The 26,401-nt window shown below is 32.9% G+C and carries 25 protein-coding genes and 1 tRNA gene; 15 read left to right on the top strand and 11 right to left on the bottom strand.

Going from position 1 to position 26,401, the window contains the following annotated elements; translation table 11 throughout:
* The first annotated feature begins 25 nt into the window (after positions 1–25).
* The 3 genes from tig (at position 26) to clpX (ending at position 3,376) form a co-directional block, all read left to right on the top strand.
* On the top strand, positions 26–1,348 hold the full coding sequence (gene tig, locus KW502_RS11425) for a trigger factor (RefSeq protein WP_219040690.1): 1,323 nt from the start codon (positions 26–28) through the stop codon (positions 1,346–1,348).
* Positions 1,349–1,459: 111 nt separating this feature from the next.
* A complete protein-coding gene (gene clpP, locus KW502_RS11420; RefSeq protein WP_219040689.1) occupies positions 1,460–2,140 on the top strand; it encodes an ATP-dependent Clp endopeptidase proteolytic subunit ClpP in 681 nt (226 codons plus the stop codon).
* A 3-nt stretch (positions 2,141–2,143) separates the two neighbouring features.
* On the top strand, positions 2,144–3,376 hold the full coding sequence (gene clpX / locus KW502_RS11415; RefSeq protein ID WP_219040688.1) for an ATP-dependent Clp protease ATP-binding subunit ClpX: 1,233 nt from the start codon (positions 2,144–2,146) through the stop codon (positions 3,374–3,376).
* 128 nt (positions 3,377–3,504) lie between these two features.
* On the opposite strand, the gene groL is transcribed toward clpX, so the two are convergent.
* From groL to miaB, 7 genes are all read right to left on the bottom strand, one after another.
* Positions 3,505–5,145 carry a chaperonin GroEL gene (gene groL, locus KW502_RS11410; protein WP_219040687.1) on the bottom strand — a complete coding sequence of 547 codons (1,641 nt, stop codon included), beginning with the start codon at positions 5,143–5,145 and terminating at the stop codon, positions 3,505–3,507.
* Between the two features lie 40 nt (positions 5,146–5,185).
* A complete protein-coding gene (locus KW502_RS11405; protein WP_219040686.1) occupies positions 5,186–5,461 on the bottom strand; it encodes a co-chaperone GroES in 276 nt (91 codons plus the stop codon).
* 142 nt (positions 5,462–5,603) lie between these two features.
* The gene (gene secG, locus KW502_RS11400) at positions 5,604–5,948 is read right to left on the bottom strand and encodes a preprotein translocase subunit SecG (RefSeq protein ID WP_219040685.1); all 345 of its coding nucleotides are present in this window, start codon (positions 5,946–5,948) and stop codon (positions 5,604–5,606) included.
* 3 nt (positions 5,949–5,951) lie between these two features.
* On the bottom strand, positions 5,952–6,776 hold the full coding sequence (locus KW502_RS11395) for a DUF8458 domain-containing protein (RefSeq protein WP_219040684.1): 825 nt from the start codon (positions 6,774–6,776) through the stop codon (positions 5,952–5,954).
* Positions 6,776–7,300, bottom strand: a complete 525-nt coding sequence (locus tag KW502_RS11390) for an LptE family protein (RefSeq protein WP_219040683.1) — start codon at positions 7,298–7,300, stop codon at positions 6,776–6,778. Before KW502_RS11390 ends, KW502_RS11395 begins: the two co-directional genes overlap by 1 nt.
* A gap of 1 nt (position 7,301) precedes the next feature.
* Positions 7,302–8,573, bottom strand: a complete 1,272-nt coding sequence (locus KW502_RS11385) for a sigma-54 interaction domain-containing protein (protein ID WP_219040682.1) — start codon at positions 8,571–8,573, stop codon at positions 7,302–7,304.
* 6 nt (positions 8,574–8,579) lie between these two features.
* Positions 8,580–10,025, bottom strand: coding sequence for a tRNA (N6-isopentenyl adenosine(37)-C2)-methylthiotransferase MiaB (miaB, locus tag KW502_RS11380; protein ID WP_219040681.1), 1,446 nt, complete (start codon positions 10,023–10,025; stop codon positions 8,580–8,582).
* Between the two features lie 208 nt (positions 10,026–10,233).
* Here miaB and KW502_RS11375 point away from each other — a divergent pair, with 208 nt between their 5' ends.
* The 8 genes from KW502_RS11375 to KW502_RS11340 all read left to right on the top strand — a co-directional run bounded on the left by KW502_RS11375 (position 10,234) and on the right by KW502_RS11340 (position 20,573).
* Complete coding sequence (locus tag KW502_RS11375; protein WP_219040680.1) at positions 10,234–11,013, top strand: hypothetical protein; 780 nt, start codon at positions 10,234–10,236, stop codon at positions 11,011–11,013.
* 99 nt (positions 11,014–11,112) lie between these two features.
* On the top strand, positions 11,113–13,626 hold the full coding sequence (gene topA / locus KW502_RS11370; protein ID WP_219040679.1) for a type I DNA topoisomerase: 2,514 nt from the start codon (positions 11,113–11,115) through the stop codon (positions 13,624–13,626).
* A 6-nt stretch (positions 13,627–13,632) separates the two neighbouring features.
* Positions 13,633–14,787 carry a formimidoylglutamase gene (locus KW502_RS11365; RefSeq protein ID WP_219040678.1) on the top strand — a complete coding sequence of 385 codons (1,155 nt, stop codon included), beginning with the start codon at positions 13,633–13,635 and terminating at the stop codon, positions 14,785–14,787.
* Positions 14,788–14,901: 114 nt separating this feature from the next.
* Complete coding sequence (gene porK, locus KW502_RS11360; RefSeq protein ID WP_219040677.1) at positions 14,902–16,269, top strand: T9SS ring complex lipoprotein PorK/GldK; 1,368 nt, start codon at positions 14,902–14,904, stop codon at positions 16,267–16,269.
* A gap of 80 nt (positions 16,270–16,349) precedes the next feature.
* A complete protein-coding gene (gene porL / locus KW502_RS11355) occupies positions 16,350–16,994 on the top strand; it encodes a type IX secretion system motor protein PorL/GldL (protein WP_219040676.1) in 645 nt (214 codons plus the stop codon).
* A 32-nt stretch (positions 16,995–17,026) separates the two neighbouring features.
* On the top strand, positions 17,027–18,568 hold the full coding sequence (gene porM, locus KW502_RS11350) for a type IX secretion system motor protein PorM/GldM (RefSeq protein WP_219040675.1): 1,542 nt from the start codon (positions 17,027–17,029) through the stop codon (positions 18,566–18,568).
* A gap of 13 nt (positions 18,569–18,581) precedes the next feature.
* Positions 18,582–19,478: a type IX secretion system ring subunit PorN/GldN gene (porN, locus tag KW502_RS11345; RefSeq protein ID WP_219040674.1), complete on the top strand. Its 897-nt coding sequence runs from the start codon at positions 18,582–18,584 to the stop codon at positions 19,476–19,478.
* Positions 19,479–19,529: 51 nt separating this feature from the next.
* Positions 19,530–20,573, top strand: coding sequence for an NAD(P)/FAD-dependent oxidoreductase (locus tag KW502_RS11340; RefSeq protein WP_219040673.1), 1,044 nt, complete (start codon positions 19,530–19,532; stop codon positions 20,571–20,573).
* On the opposite strand, the gene KW502_RS11335 is transcribed toward KW502_RS11340, so the two are convergent.
* Positions 20,570–20,947, bottom strand: coding sequence for a DUF983 domain-containing protein (locus tag KW502_RS11335; protein WP_219040672.1), 378 nt, complete (start codon positions 20,945–20,947; stop codon positions 20,570–20,572). The two genes, KW502_RS11340 and KW502_RS11335, sit on opposite strands and share 4 nt — an antisense overlap.
* Before the next feature lie 71 nt (positions 20,948–21,018).
* Between KW502_RS11335 and KW502_RS11330 the strand changes: the two genes are divergently transcribed.
* Both KW502_RS11330 and KW502_RS11325 read left to right on the top strand, forming a co-directional pair.
* Positions 21,019–22,935 carry an ABC-F family ATP-binding cassette domain-containing protein gene (locus KW502_RS11330; RefSeq protein WP_219040747.1) on the top strand — a complete coding sequence of 639 codons (1,917 nt, stop codon included), beginning with the start codon at positions 21,019–21,021 and terminating at the stop codon, positions 22,933–22,935.
* 11 nt (positions 22,936–22,946) lie between these two features.
* A complete protein-coding gene (locus KW502_RS11325) occupies positions 22,947–23,126 on the top strand; it encodes a CPXCG motif-containing cysteine-rich protein (protein ID WP_219040671.1) in 180 nt (59 codons plus the stop codon).
* Between the two features lie 41 nt (positions 23,127–23,167).
* Here the strand turns inward: KW502_RS11325 and KW502_RS11320 are convergent, their stop codons facing one another.
* From KW502_RS11320 to KW502_RS11310, 3 genes are all read right to left on the bottom strand, one after another.
* Entirely contained in the window at positions 23,168–23,329 is a 162-nt protein-coding gene (locus KW502_RS11320) for a DUF1328 domain-containing protein (RefSeq protein ID WP_219040670.1), read from the bottom strand.
* A 5-nt stretch (positions 23,330–23,334) separates the two neighbouring features.
* On the bottom strand, positions 23,335–23,703 hold the full coding sequence (locus KW502_RS11315) for a hypothetical protein (protein ID WP_219040669.1): 369 nt from the start codon (positions 23,701–23,703) through the stop codon (positions 23,335–23,337).
* 98 nt (positions 23,704–23,801) lie between these two features.
* Positions 23,802–24,839, bottom strand: coding sequence for a helix-turn-helix domain-containing protein (locus tag KW502_RS11310; RefSeq protein WP_219040668.1), 1,038 nt, complete (start codon positions 24,837–24,839; stop codon positions 23,802–23,804).
* 103 nt (positions 24,840–24,942) lie between these two features.
* Here KW502_RS11310 and KW502_RS11305 point away from each other — a divergent pair, with 103 nt between their 5' ends.
* Both KW502_RS11305 and KW502_RS11300 read left to right on the top strand, forming a co-directional pair.
* Positions 24,943–26,016: a glycosyltransferase gene (locus KW502_RS11305; RefSeq protein WP_219040667.1), complete on the top strand. Its 1,074-nt coding sequence runs from the start codon at positions 24,943–24,945 to the stop codon at positions 26,014–26,016.
* Positions 26,017–26,132: 116 nt separating this feature from the next.
* Positions 26,133–26,205, top strand: a tRNA-Met gene (locus KW502_RS11300).
* The last annotated feature ends 196 nt before the right edge of the window (positions 26,206–26,401 follow it).

Raw genomic sequence — 26,401 nt, 5'->3', positions numbered from 1 at the left:
CACCAATTTTTTAGAAGAATAAAGAATGAACATCACAAGAGAAAATATTGACGAGCTTAATGCTGTAGTGAAGGTTGAAATCGCAAAAGATGATTACAGCCCAAAAGTTGAAAAAATCTTAAAAGATTACCGTAAAAGTGCTAATATTCCAGGTTTTAGAAAAGGGCATGTGCCTATGGGATTAGTGAAAAAACAATACGGGCAAGCAGTACTTGTAGATGAAGTAAATAAGCTTCTTCAAGAAAACCTAAATAAATACCTTACCGAAGAAAAACTTGAGGTGTTAGGAAATCCGCTTCCTAAAGAGCAAGAAAATTTTGACTGGGATAAAGATGATTATGCTTTTGAATTTGAATTAGGTCTTTCTCCAAAGTTTGAGGTAGATGTAAAAACAGAAAAGCCAATCACTCACTACAAAATTGTAGCAGATGATGAGATGATTGAGAATCAAATCAAAACCATTCAAAAGCAATACGGGAAATTAGTTGCTAAAGAAGAAGTAGAAGAAGAAGATTTAGTAGCTGGAATTTTCAAAAATGAAGAAGAAGGCATAGAAAATACCACAACACTTCCTTTAGAAAAGTTAAAAGGAAAGCGTAATCTTAATAAATTTTTAGGTGCAAAAGTAGGTGATGTTGTTACTTTAAAAACAAAAAGCTTATTTGAGGATGATCACGACTTAATCGAATATTTGAAAGTAGAACATGATCAAGCACACGATTTAGATGTTGAGGTGACTTTTGAGATTACAGAAGTAAACAAACAAGAACCTGCAGAATTAGACCAAGAACTTTTTGATAAGTTGTTTGGTGAAGGTAATGTGAAATCTGTAACAGAGTTAAAAGAAAAAATTAAGGAAGACGCAGAAAATCAATTCAAACAACAGAGCGATCAGCAGTTGTTGAATGATGTTACTGAAGCTTTAATTGAAAAAACAAACTTCGATCTTCCAGCAGAATTTCTTCAGCGTTGGATTATGGTAAGTGGTGAAAAAGAACTTACCGAAGACGAAGCAAAAGAAGAATACGAAAAAAGTGAAAAAGGATTGCGTTTTCAATTAATTGAAGGAAAGTTAATTCAGGAGAATGAGCTTCAAGTTCAATTAGATGAAATCAAAGAAATGACAAAAGAGCGTATCAAAATGCAGATGGCTCAATTTGGTCAGATGGATCCTTCAGAAAAAGATTTAGAAGACATTACTGCAAGAGTACTTTCTAACCAAGATGAGGTGAAGAAGTTATCTGAACAGGTAATGAATCAGAAATTATTAGATTTCTATAAAGAGAACATTAACTTAGAAGAAAAAGAACTTACTTACGAAAATTTTGTTAAGGAAGTTTATAAGTAGTCTTTTATAGATTTTATAGCTATCTTTAAGGCGTTAACCAGTTTTGGAATAACGCCTTTTTTAGTCAATAAGAACACGAATTTTGTGTAAAAATCAGAAAGGAAATTAATTATGGATTTTGGAAAAGAATTTGAAAAATTTGCTGTAAAAGATCAAGGAATCAACAGTAATTATTATAATAAAATTGTAAGCACAATGATTCCTCAGGGAATGACGCCTAATATTATAGAAGAGCGTCAAATGAATGCTGTGGCTATGGATGTTTTTTCTCGTTTAATGATGGACCGTATTATTTTTATGGGTACAGGTATTAACGATCAAATCGCTAACATCATTCAAGCTCAGCTATTATTTTTAGAAAGTACAGATGCTAATAAAGATATTCAAATTTATGTAAACTCACCAGGAGGTAGTGTTTATGCAGGTTTGGGTATTTATGATACGATGCAGTTTATTAAACCAGATGTGGCAACCATTTGTACAGGGATGGCGGCATCTATGGGAGCTGTTTTACTTTGTGCGGGTGAAAAAGGTAAGCGAAGTGCATTACCACATTCAAGAGTGATGATTCACCAGCCATTGGGTGGCGCTCAAGGACAAGCTAGTGATATTGAAATTACTGCTCGCGAAATCTTAACCTTAAAAGAAGAATTGTATAACATCATCGCTAAGCACAGTGGTCAAACTTATGATCAAGTGCATAATGATAGCGACCGTGACTATTGGATGAAAGCAGATAAAGCCAAAGAATACGGAATGATTGATGAAATTTTAGTTAGAGAGAAAGAATAATTTATGGCGAAAGAAGAATTAGAATGTTCCTTTTGTGGAAGAAAAAAAGCAGAAACCAGTTTACTAATCGCAGGTCTTGATGCGCACATTTGTGATCGTTGTATCGAGCAAGCTCACGGTATTGTGGTTGAAGAATCTAAGCAAGAAGGCGAAGAAGAATTAAGTTCAGAATTAAAACTACGTAAACCTAAGTCTATTCATACTTTTTTAGAAGATTATGTAATTGGTCAAGATTACACTAAAAAAGTACTTTCGGTAGCAGTTTATAACCATTACAAGCGATTATTGCAGCCAAAAGATGAAGATGATATTGATATTCAAAAAAGTAATATCATCATGGTAGGGCAAACAGGTACAGGTAAAACGCTAATGGCAAAAACCATTGCTAAAATGCTTAATGTTCCTTTAGCTATTGTAGATGCTACGGTGCTGACAGAAGCTGGTTATGTAGGTGAAGATGTAGAAAGTATTTTGACGCGTTTACTACAAGCGGCAGATTATAATTTAGAAAAAGCACAGCAAGGAATCGTTTTTATCGATGAGATTGATAAGATTGCTCGTAAAAGTGATAACCCTTCCATTACGCGAGATGTGAGTGGAGAAGGTGTGCAGCAGGCTTTATTAAAACTTTTAGAAGGGACAACTGTAAATGTTCCGCCTAAGGGAGGGAGAAAGCACCCAGATCAAAAGTTTATCGAAGTAGATACGAGTAACATTTTATTTATCGCTGGTGGAGCTTTTGATGGTATTGAGCGTAACATTTCTAAGCGTTTAAATATTCAGGCGGTAGGATATTCTGCTTCTAGAAGTGAAGATAATATTGAAAAAGAAAATCTCTTAAAATATATTATTCCAAAAGATTTAAAAGATTTTGGTTTAATACCAGAAATTATAGGTCGTCTTCCAGTATTAACGTATATGAATCCTTTAGATGCAGAAACGCTAAGAGCGATCCTTACTGAACCTAAAAATGCTTTGGTAAAACAATATAAAAAGCTTTTTGCGATGGATGATATCGAATTTGATATTACAGACGGAGCTTTAGATTACATTGTAGAAAAAGCAATCGAGTATAAGTTAGGAGCAAGAGGTTTACGTTCACTTTGCGAAGCAATTTTAACCGATGCAATGTTTGAATTGCCAGAAAGTAAAGAAACAAAATTTAAGGTAACTAAAACTTATGCTGAAAATGCTTTACAAAAATCTACCATTAAGAAATTGAAAGCAGTTTCTTAGAGATTAGGTTAATATATCAATAAAAAAGTCCGTTTCACAACGGACTTTTTTATTTTCTGAAGCAATACAAGTTAAACAAAAAAGCCTACTCAATCGAGTAGGCTTTTCAAATTTATTAGCAAATGATATTACATCATTCCTGGCATACCGCCACCCATTCCTTGAGGCATAGCTCCACCACCTTTATCTTCTTCAGGTAAGTCGATTAATGCACACTCGGTAGTTAAGATCATTCCAGAAACAGACGCTGCATTTTCTAAGGCAACACGTGTTACTTTTTTAGGATCAATAATTCCTGCCTTCAACATATCAACGTATTGATCTGTTTTAGCATCGTAACCAAATCCTTTTTTACCTTCTAAAACTTTATTGATTACTACAGAACCTTCTCCTCCTGCGTTTTCAACAATTGTTCTTAGCGGAGCTTCAATAGCACGGTTTACAATTTGAATACCAGTTTCTTCATCTTGGTTTTCAGCTTTTAGTTTTGCTAATACTTCTTTAGCTCTTACTAAGGCAACACCACCACCTGCAACAATACCTTCTTCTACTGCAGCTCTAGTTGCGTGAAGTGCATCATCTACACGGTCTTTCTTTTCTTTCATTTCAACTTCTGAAGCTGCTCCTACATAAAGTACTGCAACACCACCAGAAAGCTTAGCTAAACGCTCTTGAAGCTTTTCTCTATCGTAGTCTGAGGTAGTGCTCTCGATCTGAGCTTTAATTTGGCTTACTCTAGCTTTAATATTTTCATCTTCACCAGCTCCGTTTACTACCGTAGTGTTATCTTTATCGATACTTACTTTTTCTGCAGTACCTAATTGGTCGATTGTAGCGCTTTCTAAAGTAAATCCTCTTTCTTCAGAAATTACAGTTCCACCAGTTAAGATGGCAATATCTTCTAACATTGCTTTTCTGCGGTCTCCGAATCCTGGAGCTTTAACTGCGGCAATTTTTAAAGAACCTCTTAGTTTATTTACCACTAACGTAGCTAAAGCTTCACCATCTACATCTTCAGCAACAATTAATAAAGGCTTACCACTTTGAGCAACAGGCTCTAAAATTGGCATTAAATCTTTCATTGTAGAGATTTTCTTATCGTAAATAAGAATGTAAGGATTCTCTAAATCGGTTGTCATTTTTTCGCTATTGGTAACGAAGTAAGGAGATAAATAACCTCTGTCAAACTGCATACCTTCTACAACATCTACGTAAGTATCTGTTCCTTTAGCTTCTTCAACAGTAATTACTCCTTCTTTACCAACTTTATTGAAAGCTTGAGCGATTAATTCACCAATAACTTCATCGTTGTTAGCAGAAATAGAAGCTACTTGTTTAATTTGTTCAGAACTACTACCTACTTCGATGCTGTGTTTAGCTAACTCTTCCGTAATAGAAGCTACTGCTTTGTCGATACCTCTTTTAATATCCATTGGGTTTGCACCTGCAGCAACGTTTTTAAGTCCTTCTTTTACGATAGCTTGTGCAAGTACGGTAGCAGTAGTAGTACCATCACCAGCAAGATCGTTAGTTTTAGAAGCTACTTCTTTAACCATTTGCGCTCCCATATTTTCTAAAGGATCTTGAAGCTCAATCTCTTTAGCTACAGAAACACCATCTTTAGTCACTACTGGTGCACCGAAAGATTTACTGATAATAACGTTACGACCTTTTGGTCCTAAAGTAACTTTTACTGCGTTTGCTAATGCATCTACACCGCGTTTAATACCATCTCTTGCTTCGAGATCAAATTTTATATCTTTTGCCATTTTTTTATTTTTTATTAATTATTTGTTGAATAGAGATTAATTAAAGAATACCTAAAATTTCAGATTCTTTCATGATTAAATAGTCTTTTCCTTCTAACTTAAGTTCTGTTCCAGAAAATTTACCATACAATACTTGATCACCTTCTTTAACAGTCATATCGTGGTCTTTAGTGCCATTACCTACAGCAACAACTTTTCCGTATTGAGGTTTTTCTTTTGCAGAATCTGGAATATAGATTCCAGAAGCAGTTTTAGTTTCTGCAGCAACAGGTTCAACAACAACTCTGTCTGCTAAAGGTTTAAATTTTAATCCCATATTTTTTATCTTTTAATGATTATATTGTTTTGGCTTTTTAATATTCGAAAATTATGCCAATGAGATTTTGCTGCCAGAACGCAAAAAAAAATGCCAACTTGTCACGGGACAGTTGGCATTTTATAAAGTTGTATAGTGTTAACTACTCTGCGTCTTCTGTTGTATTAGTTTCAGCAGGAATCGTTGTGTTTTCTTGTGCAGGAATTTCTGTAGCTGGAGCTGCATTATCACCTCCAATTACTCTAGATTCTGTAGAGTTGTTACCCATAATAGCAACATTAGATAATAAGATAAGTACTAATAATACTGTAGCAAGCGTCCAAGTACTCTTGTCTAAAAAGTCGGTTGTTTTTTGAGCTCCACCAATTTGAGCTCCGCCACCGCCAAAAGAAGATGATAGTCCACCGCCTTTAGGGTTTTGAACCATAATTACAACGATTAGCAAAAAAGCTACGATAACGATTAAAGTTAAAAATATTGCAAACATTACTTATGAGTTTTTATTTTCTTGTATTTTTTCTATTTCCTTGATTTGGTCTGCAAATAAACCACTTTTTTCGGGATTTTTCAAAATTAATATTTTATATGCTTGTATGGCTTTGCTATAATTCTTTTGTTCTAGGTAAACTCGCGCTAATGTTTCTGTCATTAACTGGTTGCTAGGCCCTTTGTCTGCTAGCTTCACTTCTTTAGACTTGTGCTCTTTTGAAGGTGAAATTTTTGGATTATTAGCAATAAAATTATCTATTAAATCAAACTTTTTAGATTGATTTTCATTTAATGGCTCTTCTGAAGAAGTTGCTATTTCTCTATTAATTTCTTTAGTATGAGTTAATTTTAACCATTCAGAAAAAGAATATTCCTCTTTTTTGTTAAATTCTAGTGGTTTGCCTAAAGCTAATTTCTCTTCTCTACCTAATTCTTTTAATTTTTCTTTAGTTGTAGTAATTTCAAAAAGTTCTGGGTCTAACACTTGATTAGCTTCTAAGATGTTCATCTCTAATGCTTCATCAAAAGTTTCGGTTTGTTGGTTTTTTGCACTTCTATGCTTGATTTCTGAAGAAATACTATGCTGATTAAAGTGCTTAGCGGTTATGTAATCAAATAAAACTCTACGGTCTGTAGTATAAGCGGCTACTTTTTTTAATTCAGCATTGTAAGAAAAATGATGATTTTGTTTTAACCCTTTTAAATAAATAGCTCTTGCTGCTTGAAAATATGGATATTCATTTACCAGATCAGCTAGTTGATGAGTTTGCGATTGTGTAACCGCTTCTTCTTTTGCTATGATATGTAGAAAATCTGGTGAATTCATTACCAATCGGTTAGGGAAGCATTAAAAATATCTTGCGTAAGTCTCGTGAAAATTTCATCTAAAGCAGTATCTAAAGTAGATCCTGTAAGCTGTGAATTTGCAGGATAATCATAATAAAAAGAAAAACGTTTTTCGAAATCTTTCTCAGGATCTGTGTTGTTGTAATACCTAACATTTACGGCAATAGTGAGTCGGTTTTGTGCTGCAGTATTTTGACTGGTTGCTGTCATTGGTGCTACGTAATATTGAACGATTTCTCCTTCATATATTAAATCTGCTCCATTATTTTGTAGGCTTAAACTGGTTTGATTTTGAATGAAATCTTGCAGTTGATTGGTAAATGTTCTATCGATACCTGGCTCTATTAATTCTGCGTTATTTTGAAAAAAGTTTACCTGAAAGGTTTCTGCTTCTCCTACACTAGCTCCAGAAAGTGAATATACTCCGCAGCTATTTAAAGTTGCCGTAACAATGATTAACGCAATGAGGCTAAAAAGGCGATATTTTTTTTTGAATATGAGCATATTACAAGTCGTACTGTTTAATTTTTCGGTAAAGGGTTCGTTCGCTAATTCCTAATTCTTCAGCAGCAGCTTTGCGCTTACCATTGTGTCGCTCTAACGATTTTTTTATCAATTCTATTTCTTTGTCTTGAAGTGATAAAGTTTCTTCTTCTTGAATTTCTTCAGCAAAAGAATATTTATCTTCTATGGTTTGCTGTGAAGTAGCTTTGTTTTCGCTTTTTTCTGGAATTTGAAGTACTTCCATTTGTTCTTCTAGTTCTTCTTCATATTGTTCTTGCTCTTCATCGTTCCCGTAAATTTTTTCGATAAGGCTTTCGTTGTCACTTCTTACTTGATCGCTATCTCCGTTTCTCATAAGCTCTAAAGTAAGTTTCTTAAGATCGTTTAAGTCACTTTTCATATCAAAAAGTACTTTATAGAGAATCTCACGCTCGTTGCTAAAATCACTTTCACTTTTTTTATTATTTACCACTGCTGGTAAATTATTTCCTGCATTGGGTAAATAAGAACGTAAGGTGGAAGCGTCTATAGCTCGAGTTTGTTCTAATACAGAGATTTGTTCAGCAATATTACGTAATTGTCTAATATTTCCACTCCATCTGTATTTTAAAAGAGAAGAAACCGCATCTTCGTCTAACCGAATAGATGGCATTTTATATTTTAAGGCAAAATCTGAAGCAAATTTTCTGAAGAGTAAATGAATATCTTCATTTCGCTCCCGAAGTGGCGGAAGATGAATTTCTACGGTACTTAATCTGTAGTATAAATCTTCTCTAAATTTTTCTTTTTGTATCGCTTCAAACATATTCACATTAGTAGCAGCAACAATGCGAACATTTGTTTTTTGTACTTTAGAAGAACCTACTTTTATAAACTCTCCATTTTCTAATACACGAAGTAGTCGTACTTGTGTGGTTAGAGGAAGTTCACCAACTTCATCTAAAAAAATGGTACCATTATCGGCTTCTTCAAAATAACCACTTCTATTTTGTGTGGCTCCAGTAAAAGCTCCTTTTTCATGTCCAAAAAGTTCGCTATCAATAGTGCCTTCAGGAATAGCGCCACAGTTTACGGCAATATATTTACCGTGTTTGCGGTGGGATAACGAATGTATAATTTTAGGAATACTTTCTTTACCTACACCACTTTCACCAGTGACTAATACAGAAATGTCTGTAGGCGCTACTTGTATAGATTTTTCTATCGCTCGGTTAAGGCCTTTGTCGTTACCAATAATACCAAAGCGTTGTTTAGTTGCTTGAACTGATTCCATTTTTTCTTAATTATTATCTGAATAGCCTACAGGTTCGCCAATAAGTGTAGCGGTGGTGCAGTCAAGAATCTTTACATTTACAAAGTCACCTACTTTATAATTTTCTTTAGGGAAAACTACGGTAGTACTTTGTGAGTTTCTTCCGCTCCAATGTAAATCAGATTTTTTAGACTCTTTTTCGATTAACACTTCTTCTATTTTGCCTAGATGCATTTGCGTGCGGTAATGCGAATGTTTTTGCTGAAGATCGATTACTTCTTGTAACCTTCTTTTCTTCACTTTCTCAGGTATATCATCTTCAAATTTTCTTCCGGCCATCGTTCCTGGTCTTTCTGAATAGGCGTACATAAATCCGAAATCATATTTTACATGCTCCATTAGCGATAGTGTATCTTGATGATCTTCTTCTGTTTCTGTTGGAAAACCGATAATCATATCTTGAGAGATACCACAATTAGGGATAATTTTTCTAATGTTATCGATCAATTCAAAATATTCTACACGTGTATGCAGTCGGTTCATTTTATTTAAAATACGATTGCTACCGCTTTGTACTGGTAAATGAATATGGTTGCAAATATTTCTATACTTAGCCGTGGTTCTAATTACATCAAGCGTCATGTCTTGTGGGTTTGATGTAGAGAAACGAATACGCATTTTAGGTTGAGCTTTTGCTACCATCTCTAATAAATCTGAAAAACCTACCGCTGTAGCTTTTTGTATTTCTGTAGCTTTGATAAAGTCTTTTTTAAGACCGCCGCCATACCATAGATAACTGTCTACATTTTGTCCTAACAGGGTGATTTCCTTAAAACCTCGTTCAGCTAAATCATTAACTTCTTCTAAAATGCTTTGTGGGTCACGACTGCGTTCTCTTCCTCGGGTAAAAGGTACCACACAAAACGTACACATATTATCGCAACCACGGGTAATCGATACTAAAGCAGAGACACCATTGCTTTGCAAACGAACAGGGGAAACATCACCATAGGTTTCTTGTTTAGAAAGAATGACATTCACCGCGTTTCTACCTTCTTCAACTTCATCGATTAAATTGGGTAAATCTTTATAAGCATCTGGACCTACAACGAGGTCAACTATTTTTTCTTCTTCTAAAAATTTTTCTTTTAAGCGTTCTGCCATGCAGCCTAAAACGCCTACTTTCATTTTAGGATTAATTCGTTTTACAGCATTATATTTTTCTAAACGTTTTCTAACCGTTTGTTCTGCTTTGTCACGAATAGAACAAGTGTTTACCAAAACTAAATCTGCATCTTCAAGTTTATTGGTGGTGTTAAAACCTTCTTTAGCTAAAATGGAAGCTACAATTTCACTGTCGCTAAAATTCATTTGGCAGCCATAGCTTTCAATAAAAAGCTTGCGGCTGTTGTCTTTTTTCGGCTCTATTGCTAAAGTGGTTCCTTGTTTTTTTTCGTCAATTACCTTCTCCATGAATCAAGGTTCTTATTAAAAGTTGAACGGCAAAGATACGTTTAAATACAAATTCTGACAAACTGACAGCTTTAAGATTTTTCGAATTTTTTGAACAATTTTTTCTTCATATAACAATCTTATATTTATTTTTTAAGTGAAGACTAAAAGATATTTTTTTTAGAAAAGTAAAAATGATTTCTTTGGCAATCTAAATAATGATTGTTTTATGAATTTAAATTTACTGGAAGAAAAAGTAAATAATGCTCCAGAATTAGATTTTGGAGATATTTTTAATGAATCTATAGCTTTGTTTAAAAAAGTTTGGGTGCAAGGCTTCGTGATGAATTTGTTAACAACGATTATTATAATGCTGTTTATTTTTATAATGTATCTTCCGTTCATGTCTTTTGCTTTTTTAAATCCAGAAGTGTTTAGTGGAGATAAAACACCACCTGTGTGGATTTTTTTAATCTTGATAATATATTTAATAATGATGTTTTTAGTGTTTGTAGTTAATTTATTAATGCAAGCATCATTTTATAGAATATGTAAACATCAAGATTTAGGGTTGTCGGTAAGAGATAATTATTTTTATTATTTTAAAAAAGTATATATAATAAAAGCATTTAAATTAGCTTTAATTTCTATAGGTATTTTTGTTATTTCATTTTTACTTTGCGGATTTCCATTTCTTTATGCAATAGTTCCTCTTTATTTAATTCCTTTGTTTTTTGCTTTTAATCTAGAGTTAACCTCTAAAGAGATTGTAAAAATGAGTTTTAAATTAGGGACAAAAAAGTGGTTAATTACATTTGCTGTCACGATGATAGCGGCCATTGCAGCACAGTTTGTAGGTATGATGTTGTGTTTTGTTGGGGTTTTTATAACCATGTCTTTCGCTTTTATACCGCAGTATTTTATTTATAAAAAGACAATTGGTTTTGAAGAAGCTCAAAATGAAAAATTTTTAGAGAATAACGCTGAAGAAAACATATTTTTAAAGTAAATTTTAATTGATGTTGAAGTAAGTATTTTAGAATTTTAACCAGAAAAAAATTCAAATTAAAAAATTCAATTACTTTTGCAATCAACAAATTATTGATCTATGGCTAAGAATTTAGTGATCGTTGAGTCACCAGCGAAGGCAAAAACAATAGAAAAGTTTCTAGGAAAAGACTATAAAGTAGAGTCGAGTTTTGGGCATATTGCTGACTTGCCTACCAAAGAGTTAGGTGTAGATGTAGAAGGAAATTTTAAGCCTAAATACGTTGTTAGTAAAGACAAGAAAGATATTGTTAGAAAACTAAAAAATCTTGCTAAAAAATCTGAAATGGTCTGGCTTGCGAGTGATGAAGACCGCGAAGGAGAGGCGATTGCTTGGCATTTAGCAGAAGAGTTAGATCTTAAAGCAGAAAATACAAAGCGTATAGTTTTTCATGAGATTACTAAAAATGCAATTTTAAAAGCTATAGAAAATCCTCGTAGCATAGATTATAATTTGGTAAATGCTCAACAGGCAAGAAGAGTTTTAGATCGTTTAGTGGGTTATGAGCTATCTCCTGTATTATGGCGAAAAGTAAAAGGAGGGCTTTCAGCAGGACGGGTGCAATCAGTTTCAGTTCGATTAATTGTTGAGCGTGAACGTGATATTCAAGGTTTTGAAAGTAAAGGGAGTTACAGGGTCGATGCTGAATTTTCTACCGCTGAAGGAAAATCATTCAAAGCAAAATTACCTAAGAATTTTGATACTAGAGAAGAAGCAGAAGATTTTCTTCAGCAAAATAAAGGAGCTAATTTTAAAGTAGCAGATTTAACGAAAAAGCCTGCTAAGAAAACTCCGGCGCCACCATTTACTACGTCAACCCTTCAGCAAGAAGCAGCAAGAAAGTTATATTTTTCAGTAAGTAAGACCATGAATATGGCGCAGCGACTTTATGAAGCGGGGCATATTACTTATATGAGAACCGATAGTGTAAACTTGTCTAATGAAGCAAAACAAGGTGCTGCGCATGAGATAAATCATGCTTACGGTGAGAAATATTTAAAAGCGAGAAATTATAAAGGAAAAGCAAAAGGAGCGCAAGAAGCTCACGAAGCGATTAGACCTACACATTTTGAAAATCACACTATAAATGTAGAGCGAGATCAGCAGCGTTTGTATGAATTAATTTGGAAACGTGCCATAGCTTCGCAAATGAGTGACGCACAATTAGAGCGTACCAATGTAAAAATTGAAGCCGATAAGCACAATAAGCAATTTACGGCAAACGGAGAGATTTTAAAATTCGACGGTTTCTTGAAAGTTTACTTGGAAGGAACCGATGAAGAAGAAGAAGAACAAGCAGGATTGTTACCCGCAATGAAGGTGAACGATGCGCTTAAAAATAAATACATTACCGCTACCGAGCGTTTTACTAGACCGCCTTCAAGATATACCGAGGCTTCTTTAGTGAAAAAACTAGAAGAATTAGGAATAGGTAGACCTTCTACGTATGCGCCAACTATTTCAACTATTCAGAATAGAAAATATATAGATAAAGGTGCTGTAGATGGTAAAGAGCGGGAATACTTAAAGTTTACTCTGAAGAGTGATAAAGTTTCAGAAAAAACGCTTACAGAAATGGTAGGTTCAGATAAAGGAAAATTAATTCCGACTGATGTTGGGATGGTGGTGAATGATTTCTTAGTCCAACACTTTAGTAATATTCTAGATTATAACTTTACTGCAAAAGTAGAACAAGATTTTGATGATATTGCAGAAGGGAATGAGAAGTGGACAGAGATGATGACCGAGTTTTATAATGAATTTCATCCCACCGTACAAGATGTAGCAGAAAATGCCGAGCGTGAAGTAGGAGAGCGCGTTTTAGGTAAAGATCCTAAAACCGGAAAACCAGTAAGTGCACGTTTAGGTAAATTTGGACCTATGGTGCAAATTGGTTCTGTAGAAGATGATGAAAAACCTCAGTTTGCAAGTTTAGGGCCAGATCAGACCTTAAATTCTGTAACCTTTGAAGAAGCACTAGATTTATTTCAGCTACCTAAAGAATTAGGTGAATATAAAGACGAAAAAGTAGAAGTGAATAACGGTCGTTTTGGTCCGTATGTAAAATTTGGAAAAAAATATGTCTCTTTAGAAAAAGGAGAAGATCCGTTAGATGTTTCTTTCGACCGTGCTTTAGAATTGATCAAAGAGAAAGAAAAAGCAGATGCGCCTATTTATAATTACGAAGGCAAAGATGTGCAAAAAGGTGTAGGGAGATTTGGACCTTATTTAAGGTGGAATGATATTTTTATTAACGTTAATAAGAAATACGATTTTGATAACCTTTCTGAAGATGACATTGTAGAGTTAATAGAAGATAAGAAAAAGAAAGAACGTGATAAGCTAATACATCATTGGGAAGAAGAAGGTATTAAAGTAGAAAAAACACGTTGGGGTAGAAGTAAAATTACCAAAGGAAAAACAAAAATTGAACTTCCAAAAACGGTAGATGCGACCAAGCTTACGCTAGATGAGGTGAAAGAGATGATCGCTAAAAAAGCTCCTAAAAAGAAAGCTGCTAAAAAAACAACGAAGAAAAAGACAACTGCAAAAAAGAAAACAAGTAAAAAGTAATTGTTAATGAGTTTTGAATTTCTTCACCCCATTGCAGAAGATGTATTAGAAAACATAGAGAGACTACATAAATCTACATTAGGAAAACAAATAAGTTTTCATACTCCTAATAACTTTCCTGATTTAGCCAAAATAAAAATAGCTATAATAGGAGTAGTTGAGAATAGACGCAGTGTAGATTCTGATAAAATTTCATTTGGATTTGATCATATTCGAAAAGAATTTTATAAACTTTATGCTGGCAATTGGCATGAGAATATTGCAGACTTAGGCAATATTCATGCAGGAGACACGGTAGATGATACTTATTTTCTATTAAAGCAGATCTCTAAAGATTTGCTCAATAAAAATGTTATTCCAATCATTTTAGGCGGTAGCCAAGATTTAGCTTATGCGCAATACAGAGCTTATGATGATTATGGCCAAATGGTTAATTTGGTAAATGTAGATGCGCAATTTGATTTAGGCGATACAACCCAAAACTTATGCAATAAATCTTATGTAGGTAAGATGATTGTAAACGAGCCTTACAACCTCTTTAATTATGCTAATATTGGTTATCAAACCTATTTTAATGCACAAGAAGAAATTAACTTAATAGAGAAGCTCTTCTTTGAAGCTTATCGATTGGGAGAAATATCTTCAGATATTACTTTGGCAGAGCCGGTGATGAGAGATGCGAATTTAGTGAGTTTAGATGTATCCTCTGTAGCGATGACTAATGTTAATCCGAAAATGCCAAACGGTTTTAGCGGAAAAGAAATTTGTACTTTAGCTCGATATGCTGGGATAAGCGACAAAGTGAGTTCATTTGGAATTTATGAAATTCAAGATTTGGATTTAACTAAAAATAGTGCTATGTTGGTATCCCAAATTATATGGTACTTTATTGAAGGTGTAAATCTCAGAAGAAAAGAATACAATAGCTCCTTTTTAAGAGAGTTTACTAAATTTACCGTTCCTCTAGAAAACGAGCATTTAATTTTTTATAGAAGTGAAATTTCTGGAAGATGGTGGATTGAAATACCTAAATCAAAAAATTTTAACAATAAATTAAAGAAACAATCGTTATTGTCATGTAGCCATCAAGATTATTTAGATGCTTGTAATCAGATGATTCCAGAAAGATGGATTAAAGCATATCGAAAAAACGAAATTTAAAATTGTGATTTTTTTAAACCTATTTAACAAATAAATTTAGTAAAAAATTGTTTTTTAGGAAATAAATAAATAGGTTTACGCCCCTAAATTAAGATCACCTTAACCTGAAATAATATGAAGAAAATATTTTTACTTATTACGATAGCCTCATTTTTAGCTAGTTGTAATAGTGGGCCTCAAGGTCAATTAGTAGGAGCAAAGGGTAAAAAATGGCATCCCGTAAAGCCTTATGGAATGACAGAAGTTCCTGGAGGTTCTTTTATTATGGGTAAAGCAGATGATGATATTGCAGGTCTTAATAATGCCCCTACTAAAACAGTAACCGTTCGTTCTTTTTATATGGATGAAACAGAGATTACTAATTCTGAGTATCGTCAGTTTGTTAAATGGGTAAGAGATTCTATCGTAAGACAAAAACTTGCTGAAGCTGCAGAACTTGGTGGCGGTGGCGGTGAAGCAGATGGAGGAAACGGTGGTTCTATTCAAGATTTTGCATTCAAAAATTCAGCTCAAGGCGATGATGAAACTACAGAAACTCCTTATCAGCAATATTCTATTCATTACGATCCTACAAGACAACGTTTAAATTGGGATCCTGAAATTTTATGGGCAACTGCAGATTATCCAGATCAAGATTATGTCGCGGTAATGGATGAGGTTTTTCTTCCTGCAGATCAGTCTTATAATGGTGAGCGTTTAATGGATGTGACTAAATTTGAATATAGCTATAAAACGATGGATATTGAAGCGGCAGCGCGTTCTAACGGTGATCGTTCTCAATTTATAAATGAACAAAAAGTACAGGTTTATCCAGATACTACAGTTTGGATAAAAGATTTTAGTTATTCTTATAATGAGCCTATGCATAACGATTATTTCTGGCATGCAGCTTACGATGATTATCCTGTAGTTGGGGTGAGTTGGACGCAGGCGAAAGCTTTTTGTAACTGGAGAACTTTACTTCATAATGGGTATAGAAAATCAAAAGGAGATTCAAATGTAAATACTTACCGATTACCTACAGAGCCAGAATGGGAATATGCTGCTAGAGGTGGACTAGAATCTGCAACTTACCCTTGGGGTGGTCCTTATGCAAAAAATGATAGAGGTTGTTTTTTAGCTAATTTTAAGCCTTTAAGAGGAGATTATGCTGCAGATAATGCATTGTATACAGTAGAGGCAGACTCTTATGAGCCTAATGATTATAACTTGTATAATATGGCAGGGAATGTTGCTGAATGGGTAGACTCTTCTTATGATGCAGGTTCTTATGAGTATTATTCTTCTATGAACCCTAACGTAAACGATAAAAAGAACAAACGTAAAGTTGTTCGAGGAGGTTCTTGGAAAGATGTAGCTTATTTCTTACAGGTGAGCTCAAGAGACTATGAGTATGCAGATTCTGCAAGAAGCTATATTGGTTTTAGAACCGTGCAAGATTACTTAGGAAGTGAAGTAGATTTAAATCAGCCTCCAAGATAATTTAAACAATATGCTATTGAGATGGCATGAAAATCTCAAATTTTAAACTTAACTTAACTTAAACAATTAAAACTTTTATTATGGCAAAGTCAAAAAGCAGTAAAAAAATTATGAATATGGTCTATGGTCTTGGTGCGGCTGTAGTTATTTTAGGTGCATTATTTAAAATTATGCACTGGCCTGGTGCAGGTCCAATGCTTATTGCTGGTCTTATAACAGAAGCTTTAGTTTTTACCATTTCAGCTTTTGAGCCTGTAGATAACGAATTAGACTGGGCTTTGGTTTATCCTGAGTTAGCAGGAGGAGCTACAGCGCCTGGTAAAATGGCAAAAAAGCAAGATGTTAAAGAAGCTGAGGTATCATTATCAAAAAAATTAGACGAGATGCTTAGAGACGCTAAAATTGACGGTGCTCTAATGTCTAGCCTAGGAGAAAGTATTAAGAATTTTGAAGGTGCAGCTAAAGGAATTGCTCCTACTACAGAGGCAATGGCTTCTCAGAAAAAATATAGCGAAGAGATGACTTTAGCAGCTTCTCAAATGGAGTCTTTGAACAATCTTTATAAGGTTCAAGTAGAATCTGCTGGTAAACAAGCTGAAGTGAACCAGGCTGTTGCAGATAATGCAGTAAAACTTAAAGTTGAAATGGAGTCATTAACTTCAAACCTATCTTCATTAAATAATGTTTATGGAGGAATGTTAACGGCAATGAGACCTCAAGCCTAATTAATAATTTATAATTAAAAAAATTACTTAATATGGCAGGAGGAAAACAGACCCCAAGACAGAAGATGGTAAACCTAATGTACCTGGTTTTCATCGCAATGATGGCACTTAACATGTCAAGAGAGGTGCTTACCGCATTTGGTTTAATTAACGAAAGTTTAGTTGAAGCAAATGAAAACGCAGAAACTCGTAATTCAGCTTTTATGGCTGGTTTAGCTGAAAAGGCTGGAGAACAACCAAAAACATACAAGCCTTTACAAGAAAAAGCTCAGAAAATTCAAACTATTTCATCTGATTTGAATAATTATATAGCTCAGCTTAAAGAAGGGGCTTTAGCTACGCAAGAAAATCCTAAGAGTTACGAAACGATGGATAATTCAAATTATTTTGATGAGAAGTTTTATCAAAGTAAAGTAACTAAAGAAGGTCAAGAATTTGTAGATAAGGTAGATGCTTATCGCAATCAAATGATTGCTTTAGTAGGTGAAAATTACCCTCAAATCGCAACCGAATTAGAGAACAAATTTTCAACTAAAGAAATTGAAGATAGTGAGGGGGTTAAAAAAGAATGGATTTATTATAATTTTATAGGCTATCCTTTAATTGCATCGTTAACACAATTAACTAAAATGCAAAGTGACGTTAAAACTATTGAGAATGAAATTTTCTCAATTATGTTGCAAGGTGAGCAAGCAAGTCAATTATCGATGAGTAATTATCAGGCTATTGTGGTTCCAACTAAAACTGCATTTTTTAGTGGAGAACAATTTCAAGGTAAAGTTGTTTTAGGTCGTTTTGATAATAGCCTTACTTTTGATAAAGTTATAGTAAATGAAAATGAATTAGAAGGGCAAACTGGTCAAGTTAGTTTAGACTTTCCAGCAGGTAATGTTGGTGAACAAAAAATTAACGGTGAGTTACAATTTAAAGAAGGAGATTCGATAGTTAAGATACCAATCAATAGTTCTTATACAGTAATTCCTAAACCAAATGCAGCAGTTATTTCTGCAGATAAAATGAATGTGGTGTATCGTGGAGTTAAAAACCCAATGACTATTTCTATTCCTGGAGTTCCTTCTGTGAGTGCTAATGCACCAGGATTATCTCCAAGCGGCGGTGCTGGTAGTTATGTGATGGATGTGACTAACGTGAAGTCTAGAGAAGTTACGATTAGTGTCTCAGGTAAGTTACCTAATGGAGAAACGGTTTCAGATAATAAGAAATTTAGAATTAAAGAAATACCTAGACCTGTAGGAGTTATTGGTGTAAAAGATGGTGCTGATGGAATCATTAGAATGCCTAGAAATCAAGTAGAAATTAGTCCTGTTGGTGCTAAATTGCCAGATTTTGATTTTGATTTAAACCTTGCGGTTTCAGGATTTAAATTTCAGGTTACTGGTAAACCTGCTGTGCAAGTTAACGGTAGTCGTTTAACAGGTTCTGCTAAAGCAGCTTTAGCGGGAGCAAAAAGAGGTTCTACGGTTCAGATTTTTGACATTCAAGCAAAAATTGCTGGTAATAGTTCTTACAAATTACCTAAAGTAGCACCACTTGTGATTGAATTAACTAATTAAGAAAAGAGAAGTAATGAAAAAGAGTTGTTTATTAACATTTATTTTATTTTCTGCAATATCTTCTTATGCGCAGTTAAATATTTTAAATGCGACAAAGCCTGAAGAAATAGGTAAGAAAAGCGAAGCTGCTATTCAAGCAGATAATGATGATAAACCACTTCCTTATGGGTACGTTGGTGAGCGAGATATTTTATGGGCTAAAACAACTTGGGAAGAGATAGATCTTGATCAACGTGTTAATTTTCCATTACTTTATCCTATAGATGCAATAAGTGACGGGAGAAGACCTTTGTTTAATTTATTAGTAGAGGCTGTTACTAAAAATAATGTCGAAGCTTATAGAGATTCTTATTTTAAACAGAAAATGTCTGTTGAAGACATTAACCTTAACTTAGAGGCAAAAGATCTTAGTGAAGCTGGTTTGGCAGCTCAAAATGCAGGTGAAGAAGTTGCAGATTGGATGTACAATTCAGCCAAGGCAGATGCTAATGCAGTACAAGCCTACAGAATTAGAGGTTATTGGTATTTTGATAAGCGCCAAGGCGAATTGAAATATCGTTTGTTAGCAATTGCTCCTGTAGTATATTCTGCGCAAAACTTACTTCAACAGCAAGAGAATCCAGATTTAGATATTGAAGCAGTTGAGTTGTTTTGGGTATTTTATCCAGAAGTAAGAGGTATTTTACATGAAAACTATGTGTTTAACGGTAAAAACTCTGCAAACCCTGTAACTTTTGATCATTTATTAAACTCTAGAAGATTTGATGCAACAATTTATAAAGAAGATAATGTGCAAGGCGATAGAGCGGTAGATGATTATATTCCAGATAATTCTTTAATGCAATTATTAGAATCTAATAGAATTAAAGAAAACATCAGAAACTTTGAGTCTGATATGTGGAATTACTAATAAATTCAATTAAATAAATTTTATAACGCCCTTTATCTTTAAAGGGCGTTTTTGTATACGTATATGAATGTAGATTATATTATAGTAGGTTTTGGTTTAGCAGGTTTAAATTTTGCAGAAAAATTACGTCAAGAAAAAAAGTCTTTTGTTGTTTTTGATAATGAATCTGAAGACGCATCTTTAGTAGCAGGTGGTATTTTTAATCCGGTTATTTTAAAGCGTTTTACCTTAGCTTGGAATGCCGATGAACAATTAAGCTATGCAAAACAGAATTACGAAAACATAGAAAATTTTTTAGAGGAGACATTTCTTACTTCTAAAAAAATTCTACGAAGATTTAATTCTGCAGAAGAACAGAATAATTGGTTTACTGCAGGCGATAAAAATAGATTAGCTCCGTTTTTAAACTCTAAATTAATACCTAAAGTAAATGGTATGTCTTCAGAATTTTCATTTGGTCAAGTAGATCAAACAGGTCTTATTAACACCAATAAATTAATTTCTAGTTATAAATCTTTTCTGAAAAAAAATCTTCAACTTATAGAAGAAGCATTTAATTATGAGTCTTTAGACATTCAAGAAAATTCTTATAGAGATTTAAAGTTTAACCATATTGTCTTTGCTGAAGGCTACGGATTAAGAAACAATCCTTTTTTTAATCACCTGCCTTTAGTGGGAAATAAAGGTGAATACATTACCATTAAATGTGAAGGTTTAAATTTAGAAGAAATGATTAAGTTTTCTTTATTTATTCTTCCGCTCGGCGAAAATTTTTATAAAGTTGGGGCTACTTATGAAATAAATTTTGAAGATCGTCTTCCTACAGAAAAAGCCAAACAGTTAATTAAAGACAAACTAGATGCTGTTTTAAAATTGCCATATACAGTTGTTAAACAAGAATCTGGTGTAAGACCGACCACCAAAGACCGCAGGCCTTTTATAGGACGACATCACCAATACGCTAATATCTATATTAATAATGGTTATGGAAGCAGAGGTATAATTATATCACCTTCTGCAGCTCATTGGCTTTATAATTTTATAGAAAATAACGAAGACCTACCAGCAGAAGTGAACGTAGATCGTTTTAATTAAACGTTTTTTTTATACTTAAAAAATAAGTTAATCCAAATATTTCTTGAAAGTCTTACAATAATTGGTAATAAAAAAATCAGGGTAAATACAATGCTTAGAAATGATCCCAAAAGACCTAGGCCAAGAAAATAATGTGCAATTATAAATGTTGCTACAGAGAAGGCGACACCTACCGCATAGCTTACATACATTGCTCCATAAAAAAAAGAAGGTTCAATTTTATATTTTGTACCGCAATGGCTACAGCGTTCGTGCATCTCTTGTAACTTCCCTAACTTATAAGGATTTTTTTCTAAATACATACTTTCTTCTTGACAAACAGGGCAATTTCCTGTAAAGATGCTGTAAATTTTTGTTCCTTTCAATATGCTCATGTCTATGGATTTTTTTTCCAACACAAAATTAAGCATCTTTGCACATAATCAATGCAATTTTAGTTACACATATGCTCAATATTCATAATTTGTCCATCTCCTTTCAGGGAGAATTTTTATTCGAAGAAATTACTTACCGTCTAGGTGCTGGTGACCGCATTGGTTTGGTGGGTAAAAATGGTGCAGGAAAATCTACGATGCTTAAAATATTAGCAGGAGATTTAAAACCAGATACAGGTCAAATTGCTAAAGAAAAAGATATTAGCATTGGTTTTTTAAGGCAAGATATCGATTTTGTAGAAGGAAGATCGGTTCTTGAAGAAGCTTATCAAGCTTTTGAAAAAATTAAAACCCTAGAATTAAAGCTTGAAGAAATTAATGTGCAATTGGTAGAGCGTACCGATTATGAGAGTGAATCGTACAATCAATTAATGATCGATTTAAATGACGTTCAACACCAATACGAGATTTTAGGCGGTTATAATTACCAAGGTGAAACAGAACGTATACTTCAGGGATTAGGATTTAAAAGAGAAGATTTTAATAAGCAAACCGATACCTTTTCCGGTGGTTGGCGTATGCGTATAGAATTGGCTAAACTGTTATTGCAAAGCAATGATATTTTGTTATTAGATGAGCCTACCAACCACTTAGATATCGAAAGTATTATTTGGTTAGAAGGTTTTTTGAAAACTTTCACTGGTTCTGTAGTAATAGTTTCTCACGATAAAATGTTTTTAGATAATGTGACTAATCGTACCATCGAAGTTTCTCTTGGTAGAATTTACGATTATAATAAACCTTATTCAAAATATTTAGTATTAAGAGAAGAGCGTAGAGAGCAACAATTAGCAGCACAAAAAAACCAACAAAAAGAAATTGAACAAACTGAAAAATTAATAAGTAAGTTTAGAGCGAAAGCAAGTAAGGCTTCTATGGCTCAATCTCTAATTAAAAAATTAGATAAAGTAGATAGAATAGAAGTAGATGAAGACGATAACGCTGTAATGTCTTTAAATTTTCCTATTTCAATTAATCCTGGGAAAGTAGTTTTAGAAGCAGAAGCTGTCTCTAAATCTTATGGAGATAAAAAGGTTTTGCACGATGTAGATTTGTTGGTAGAACGAAATACAAAGACTGCATTTGTAGGGCAAAATGGCCAAGGAAAATCTACTTTAGCGAAAATTATAGTAGGTGAATTATCTTACGAAGGAAATTTAAAGCTTGGGCATAATGTGCAAATCGCTTATTTCGCCCAAAATCAAGCAGAATACCTCGATGGCGAAAAAACTGTTCATCAAACCATGATTGATGCCGCAAATGAAACAAATAGGTCTAAGGTTAGAGATATTTTAGGTACCTTTTTGTTTAGAGGTAATGAAGTAGATAAATATGTAAAAGTACTTTCTGGAGGAGAGCGAAATAGATTAGCACTTGCTAAAATGCTTTTACAGCCCTTTAACGTCTTGGTGATGGATGAACCTACCAACCACTTAGATATTCAGTCTAAAAATGTTTTAAAAGAGGCATTGGCTAATTTTGAAGGAACTTTAATTCTAGTTTCTCACGATCGCGATTTTCTTCAGGGATTAACCAAAACGGTTTTTGAATTTAAAGATCGTCAAATTAAAGAATTTTTAGGCGATATAGATTACTATCTAAAAGAGCGTAGTATTGAAGATTTGCGTGAAGCTGAAAAGAAAACGGTAAATAAAAAAGAAAAAAAAGAGTCAAGCGGATCTTCTAAGAAAGATTACAAAGATCAAAAGAAATTAAAATCTTTAAATAATAGATTAAGTAATATAGAATCTAGTATTAATAAGCTAGAGAAAAGTATTAAAGCTACAGATGCTGAGCTAGCTGCTAATTACGATAAAGTGGTTGCTAAACCTTCTTTTTTTGAAGACTATGAGTCAAAAAAGAAAGAATTATCAGCATTGATGAAAGAGTGGGAAAAAGTTCAGTTAGAACTCGAAAAATATAATTAATTAGTTAACTCATGATAGAACACTTTTTTCAATGTCCTTATTGCTGGGAAGAGATCTCTATGTTATTAGATCCTTCAGTGAATCAAACTTATGTTGAAGATTGTGAAGTGTGTTGTAATCCTATTAAAATTCATGTAAGTTTTGAAGCAGGAGCGTTGACTAGTTTTCAGGTTGAAAATTTAGAGCAATAAAAAAGAGGCATTTGCCTCTTTTTTATTCAATGTTTCTTTTATTATTTTCTAAAAGCCCGTGCTAGTAAAGATATTACTAATAGAACAATAAAGATGTAAAAGATTATTTTTGCGATTTCGGCTGCTCCATCGGCAATTCCACCAAATCCAAAGATTGCCGCTACTAAAGCGATAATAAGAAAAATAACGACCCAACGTATCATAATAATTAATTTTTAGAGGTTAGTATAGTTTTATTTTTATTTCTAAATCCTTTTACTTCATTGTAAAAAGAAATGTCACTTTTTCGTAAACAAGAAAGTAATAGCTTGCGTAAGTTGCTATAATGAACTTCTACAATTCGAGTGTTTGCTATTAATATTCTTTCATCAGTAATTTGATGATTAGAATGACTAAATTGTAAATATGCTATTTTTTGATGGTAAGCGATTAAAACATTTTCTGCTTTAAAATATTTTTTTAAAATAAAGCAATACAATTTATCAGAAGTTTTTTTGACAGCAGAAACTTCATCAAAAAGAGAATTTTTTAAACTTTCTATTCTCTTTTCTTCATAGTAAAACTCTTTTACCTTCATTGTTTTTTTTCTAAAGATAAATTTTTTACAGATATAAGTATATTGTAATGAGTGGTTTGGCTTTAATTTAACAATGAAGTTGTAAAAACTTAAAAAAATTAAGAATCTAAGATTTGATTTGTTTTAGTCTTACTTCTGCGGTATTGGTTAGGGGTGATTTTATATTTTTCTTTAAAGACTTTAGAAAAATAACTAGGATTAGTTAAGCCTATTTTATCTGTAATTTCAGCAATACTAAAATCAGTTTCTAATAAATAATCTTTCGCTTTTTCTAATCGCAAAGCTTGTATGTAATTATTTACGGTGTCGTTATAAAGGTATTTAAAGCCTTCTTGTAATTTATTAATGTTAATACCAATAGAATCTGCTAATTGCTGTACAGTATAAGGGGTGTAAAGTTCACTGCTTATCTTTTCGGTAAGGTGTATAATTTTCTCAATTTCATTTTTTCTAATCACCGATTGATTTTTATTTAATTTTAAGTCATCTGCATATTGTTCTACCTGCACGGCAAGTATGTCTAAGGCTTTAGATTCTAATTTAAGTGCACGTAAAAAGTCTGAAAATAAATCGGTATTAATCTCTTTAATAATATCTGCAGTTTGTAAACTGTAATTTCCTTGGTAATAGAATAATTTAGTGGCTTCTACGTCACAGAATAAAGCTTTTAGTGGATGCTCAAATTTAGACAAACTACACAGGTAATGTTTTTTAAATTCTTTTCTATTAATTTCTAAACTATTTATATGAACTTTTTTATTTTTTTCAAAATGTAAAATGTGTCCATTAAATGCACTGCTGGCAACCAAAACATTCTGATAGCAATCTATAGAGCTCTCTTCTCCCAATTCTTCAAAACAATGTTTTATACTACCTTTACTACAAAAAATAAATTTTAGTGGATGAATTTGGCTAATAGAAAAGTGTATTTGTAAATCATCAAAAAAAATGCAATTATATTCTATAACTCCAAGACCTTTGCCAAAATTTATAGCTCTGATAAATCCTTCTCCTTTTTCTTTAGGAATTTCCAAAACAAACTCATCACAATGCTCAATAATCTCGCAATTAAATTCTTGAGCTAGATCGGATATAACCTCTTTTAAAGGAAGAGATTTAACGTATAAATTTTTCATTTAAGCTAATGTGATATTTATAATTTGAAATGAGTTGACTGAAAAATAATTTTCTTGTGAACTTTGGAAACAAAGTTAATAAAATTTAATTTGTTCATCGTTAATGAAAATAGCCTTATTAGGACCAAGTGAGTATGTGATAAAATCACAAACAGAAAATTTTGTACAAGAATATACTTATGCTTTAGTTACAGAGCTAGTTAGAAAAGGATATGAGGTGACTTTTTTTGGACAATATGGCTCTAAGTTACCCTGTGAAGTTTTTAGTTTAAATTTAGACTCGATAGATTGGAGTTATGATCACGAGGTATCTTCTGAAGTAAAAAGTTACGCTGAAATACAACATGCTTATTTTGAAATTTTTAAATATTTACAAGAATCAAACTTTGATTTAATACATAATCTTTCAGATCAACAAATTCCTGTTTTTACCGCCCAATTTTTAAATATACCTACGGTAACCACTTTGTTTAATAAACCAAATGGCTTATTGCAAAGCTCTGTAAAATTAAATCAGACTCAAAAAAATTATTATATAGCTATTAATCATGAGATAGCACATAGTTGGTCTGGCCATAGCAAAATAGATGATATTGTTTATAACGGGATTAATTATAATGATTGGGTGTACAATGCTAGTGCTGAAACGAATACTGTAATACTTCTGCATGATATTAATCACCAAAGTGGAATAGAAAATATAATTGAAGCAGTTAAGCAGAGTGGTTTTCAATTAAAAATTTATGGAGACCTAAAAGATGAAGATTATTATCAAAATAAATTGAAACCCTTATTTAATAAAAATATTAGTTATATAGGAGAAGCCTCTAAAAGTAATTATCAAGAAGAACTTCAAAAAGCAACTATAGCTGTAATTTCTAAAGAATTATTTGATAGAAAAAGTCATTTTGTATTAGAGTCTTTGAGTAGTGGTACACCAGTAACCATCCTTGCAGATACTATGAATACAGATTATTTGCCTGATAAATGTGGAGTTCAAGTAAAAAGTGATAATGAACAAGTACTAAGAAATGCATTAATTAGTACGACAAGAAAATCAAGGCAAGCTTGTAGAGATTATGTAATAGATAATTTTAATTTTGATAAAATGGTTGAAGAGTATATCGCTTTCTATCATAAGGTTTTAGCTGTAGAAGTAGCTTCGTTAGAGAATTAAATTTAAAAAATATGAAATTTTATTTGGTAATAACTTAAAAAAAGTCTTATATTTGCATCCCGATAGTGAAACAATAACTATCAAAACATACTGAAATAGAGATATTAAATATATATCGCGGGATAGAGCAGTAGGTAGCTCGTCGGGCTCATAACCCGAAGGTCACTGGTTCGAGTCCAGTTCCCGCTACTAGATTTTAAAAACCCTTGTATTTGCAAGGGTTTTTATATTTTTAAGCTTAATTACTGGTTCATATTTGGGATCAAGTCTAAAATCTGGGTTTTTACGATTTTAAGAATATAATTTAATCAATCGATATAAGAAGTATTCGGTATTCCTCACTCCTCTAAATTGTGATCTAAAAGCCTTTACTTTGGCATTAAAG

The sequence above is a fragment of the Mesonia aestuariivivens genome, assembly GCF_019311235.1.
GTDB lineage: Bacteria > Bacteroidota > Bacteroidia > Flavobacteriales > Flavobacteriaceae > Mesonia > Mesonia aestuariivivens.
This window is presented reverse-complemented; position numbering and strand designations above follow the sequence as displayed.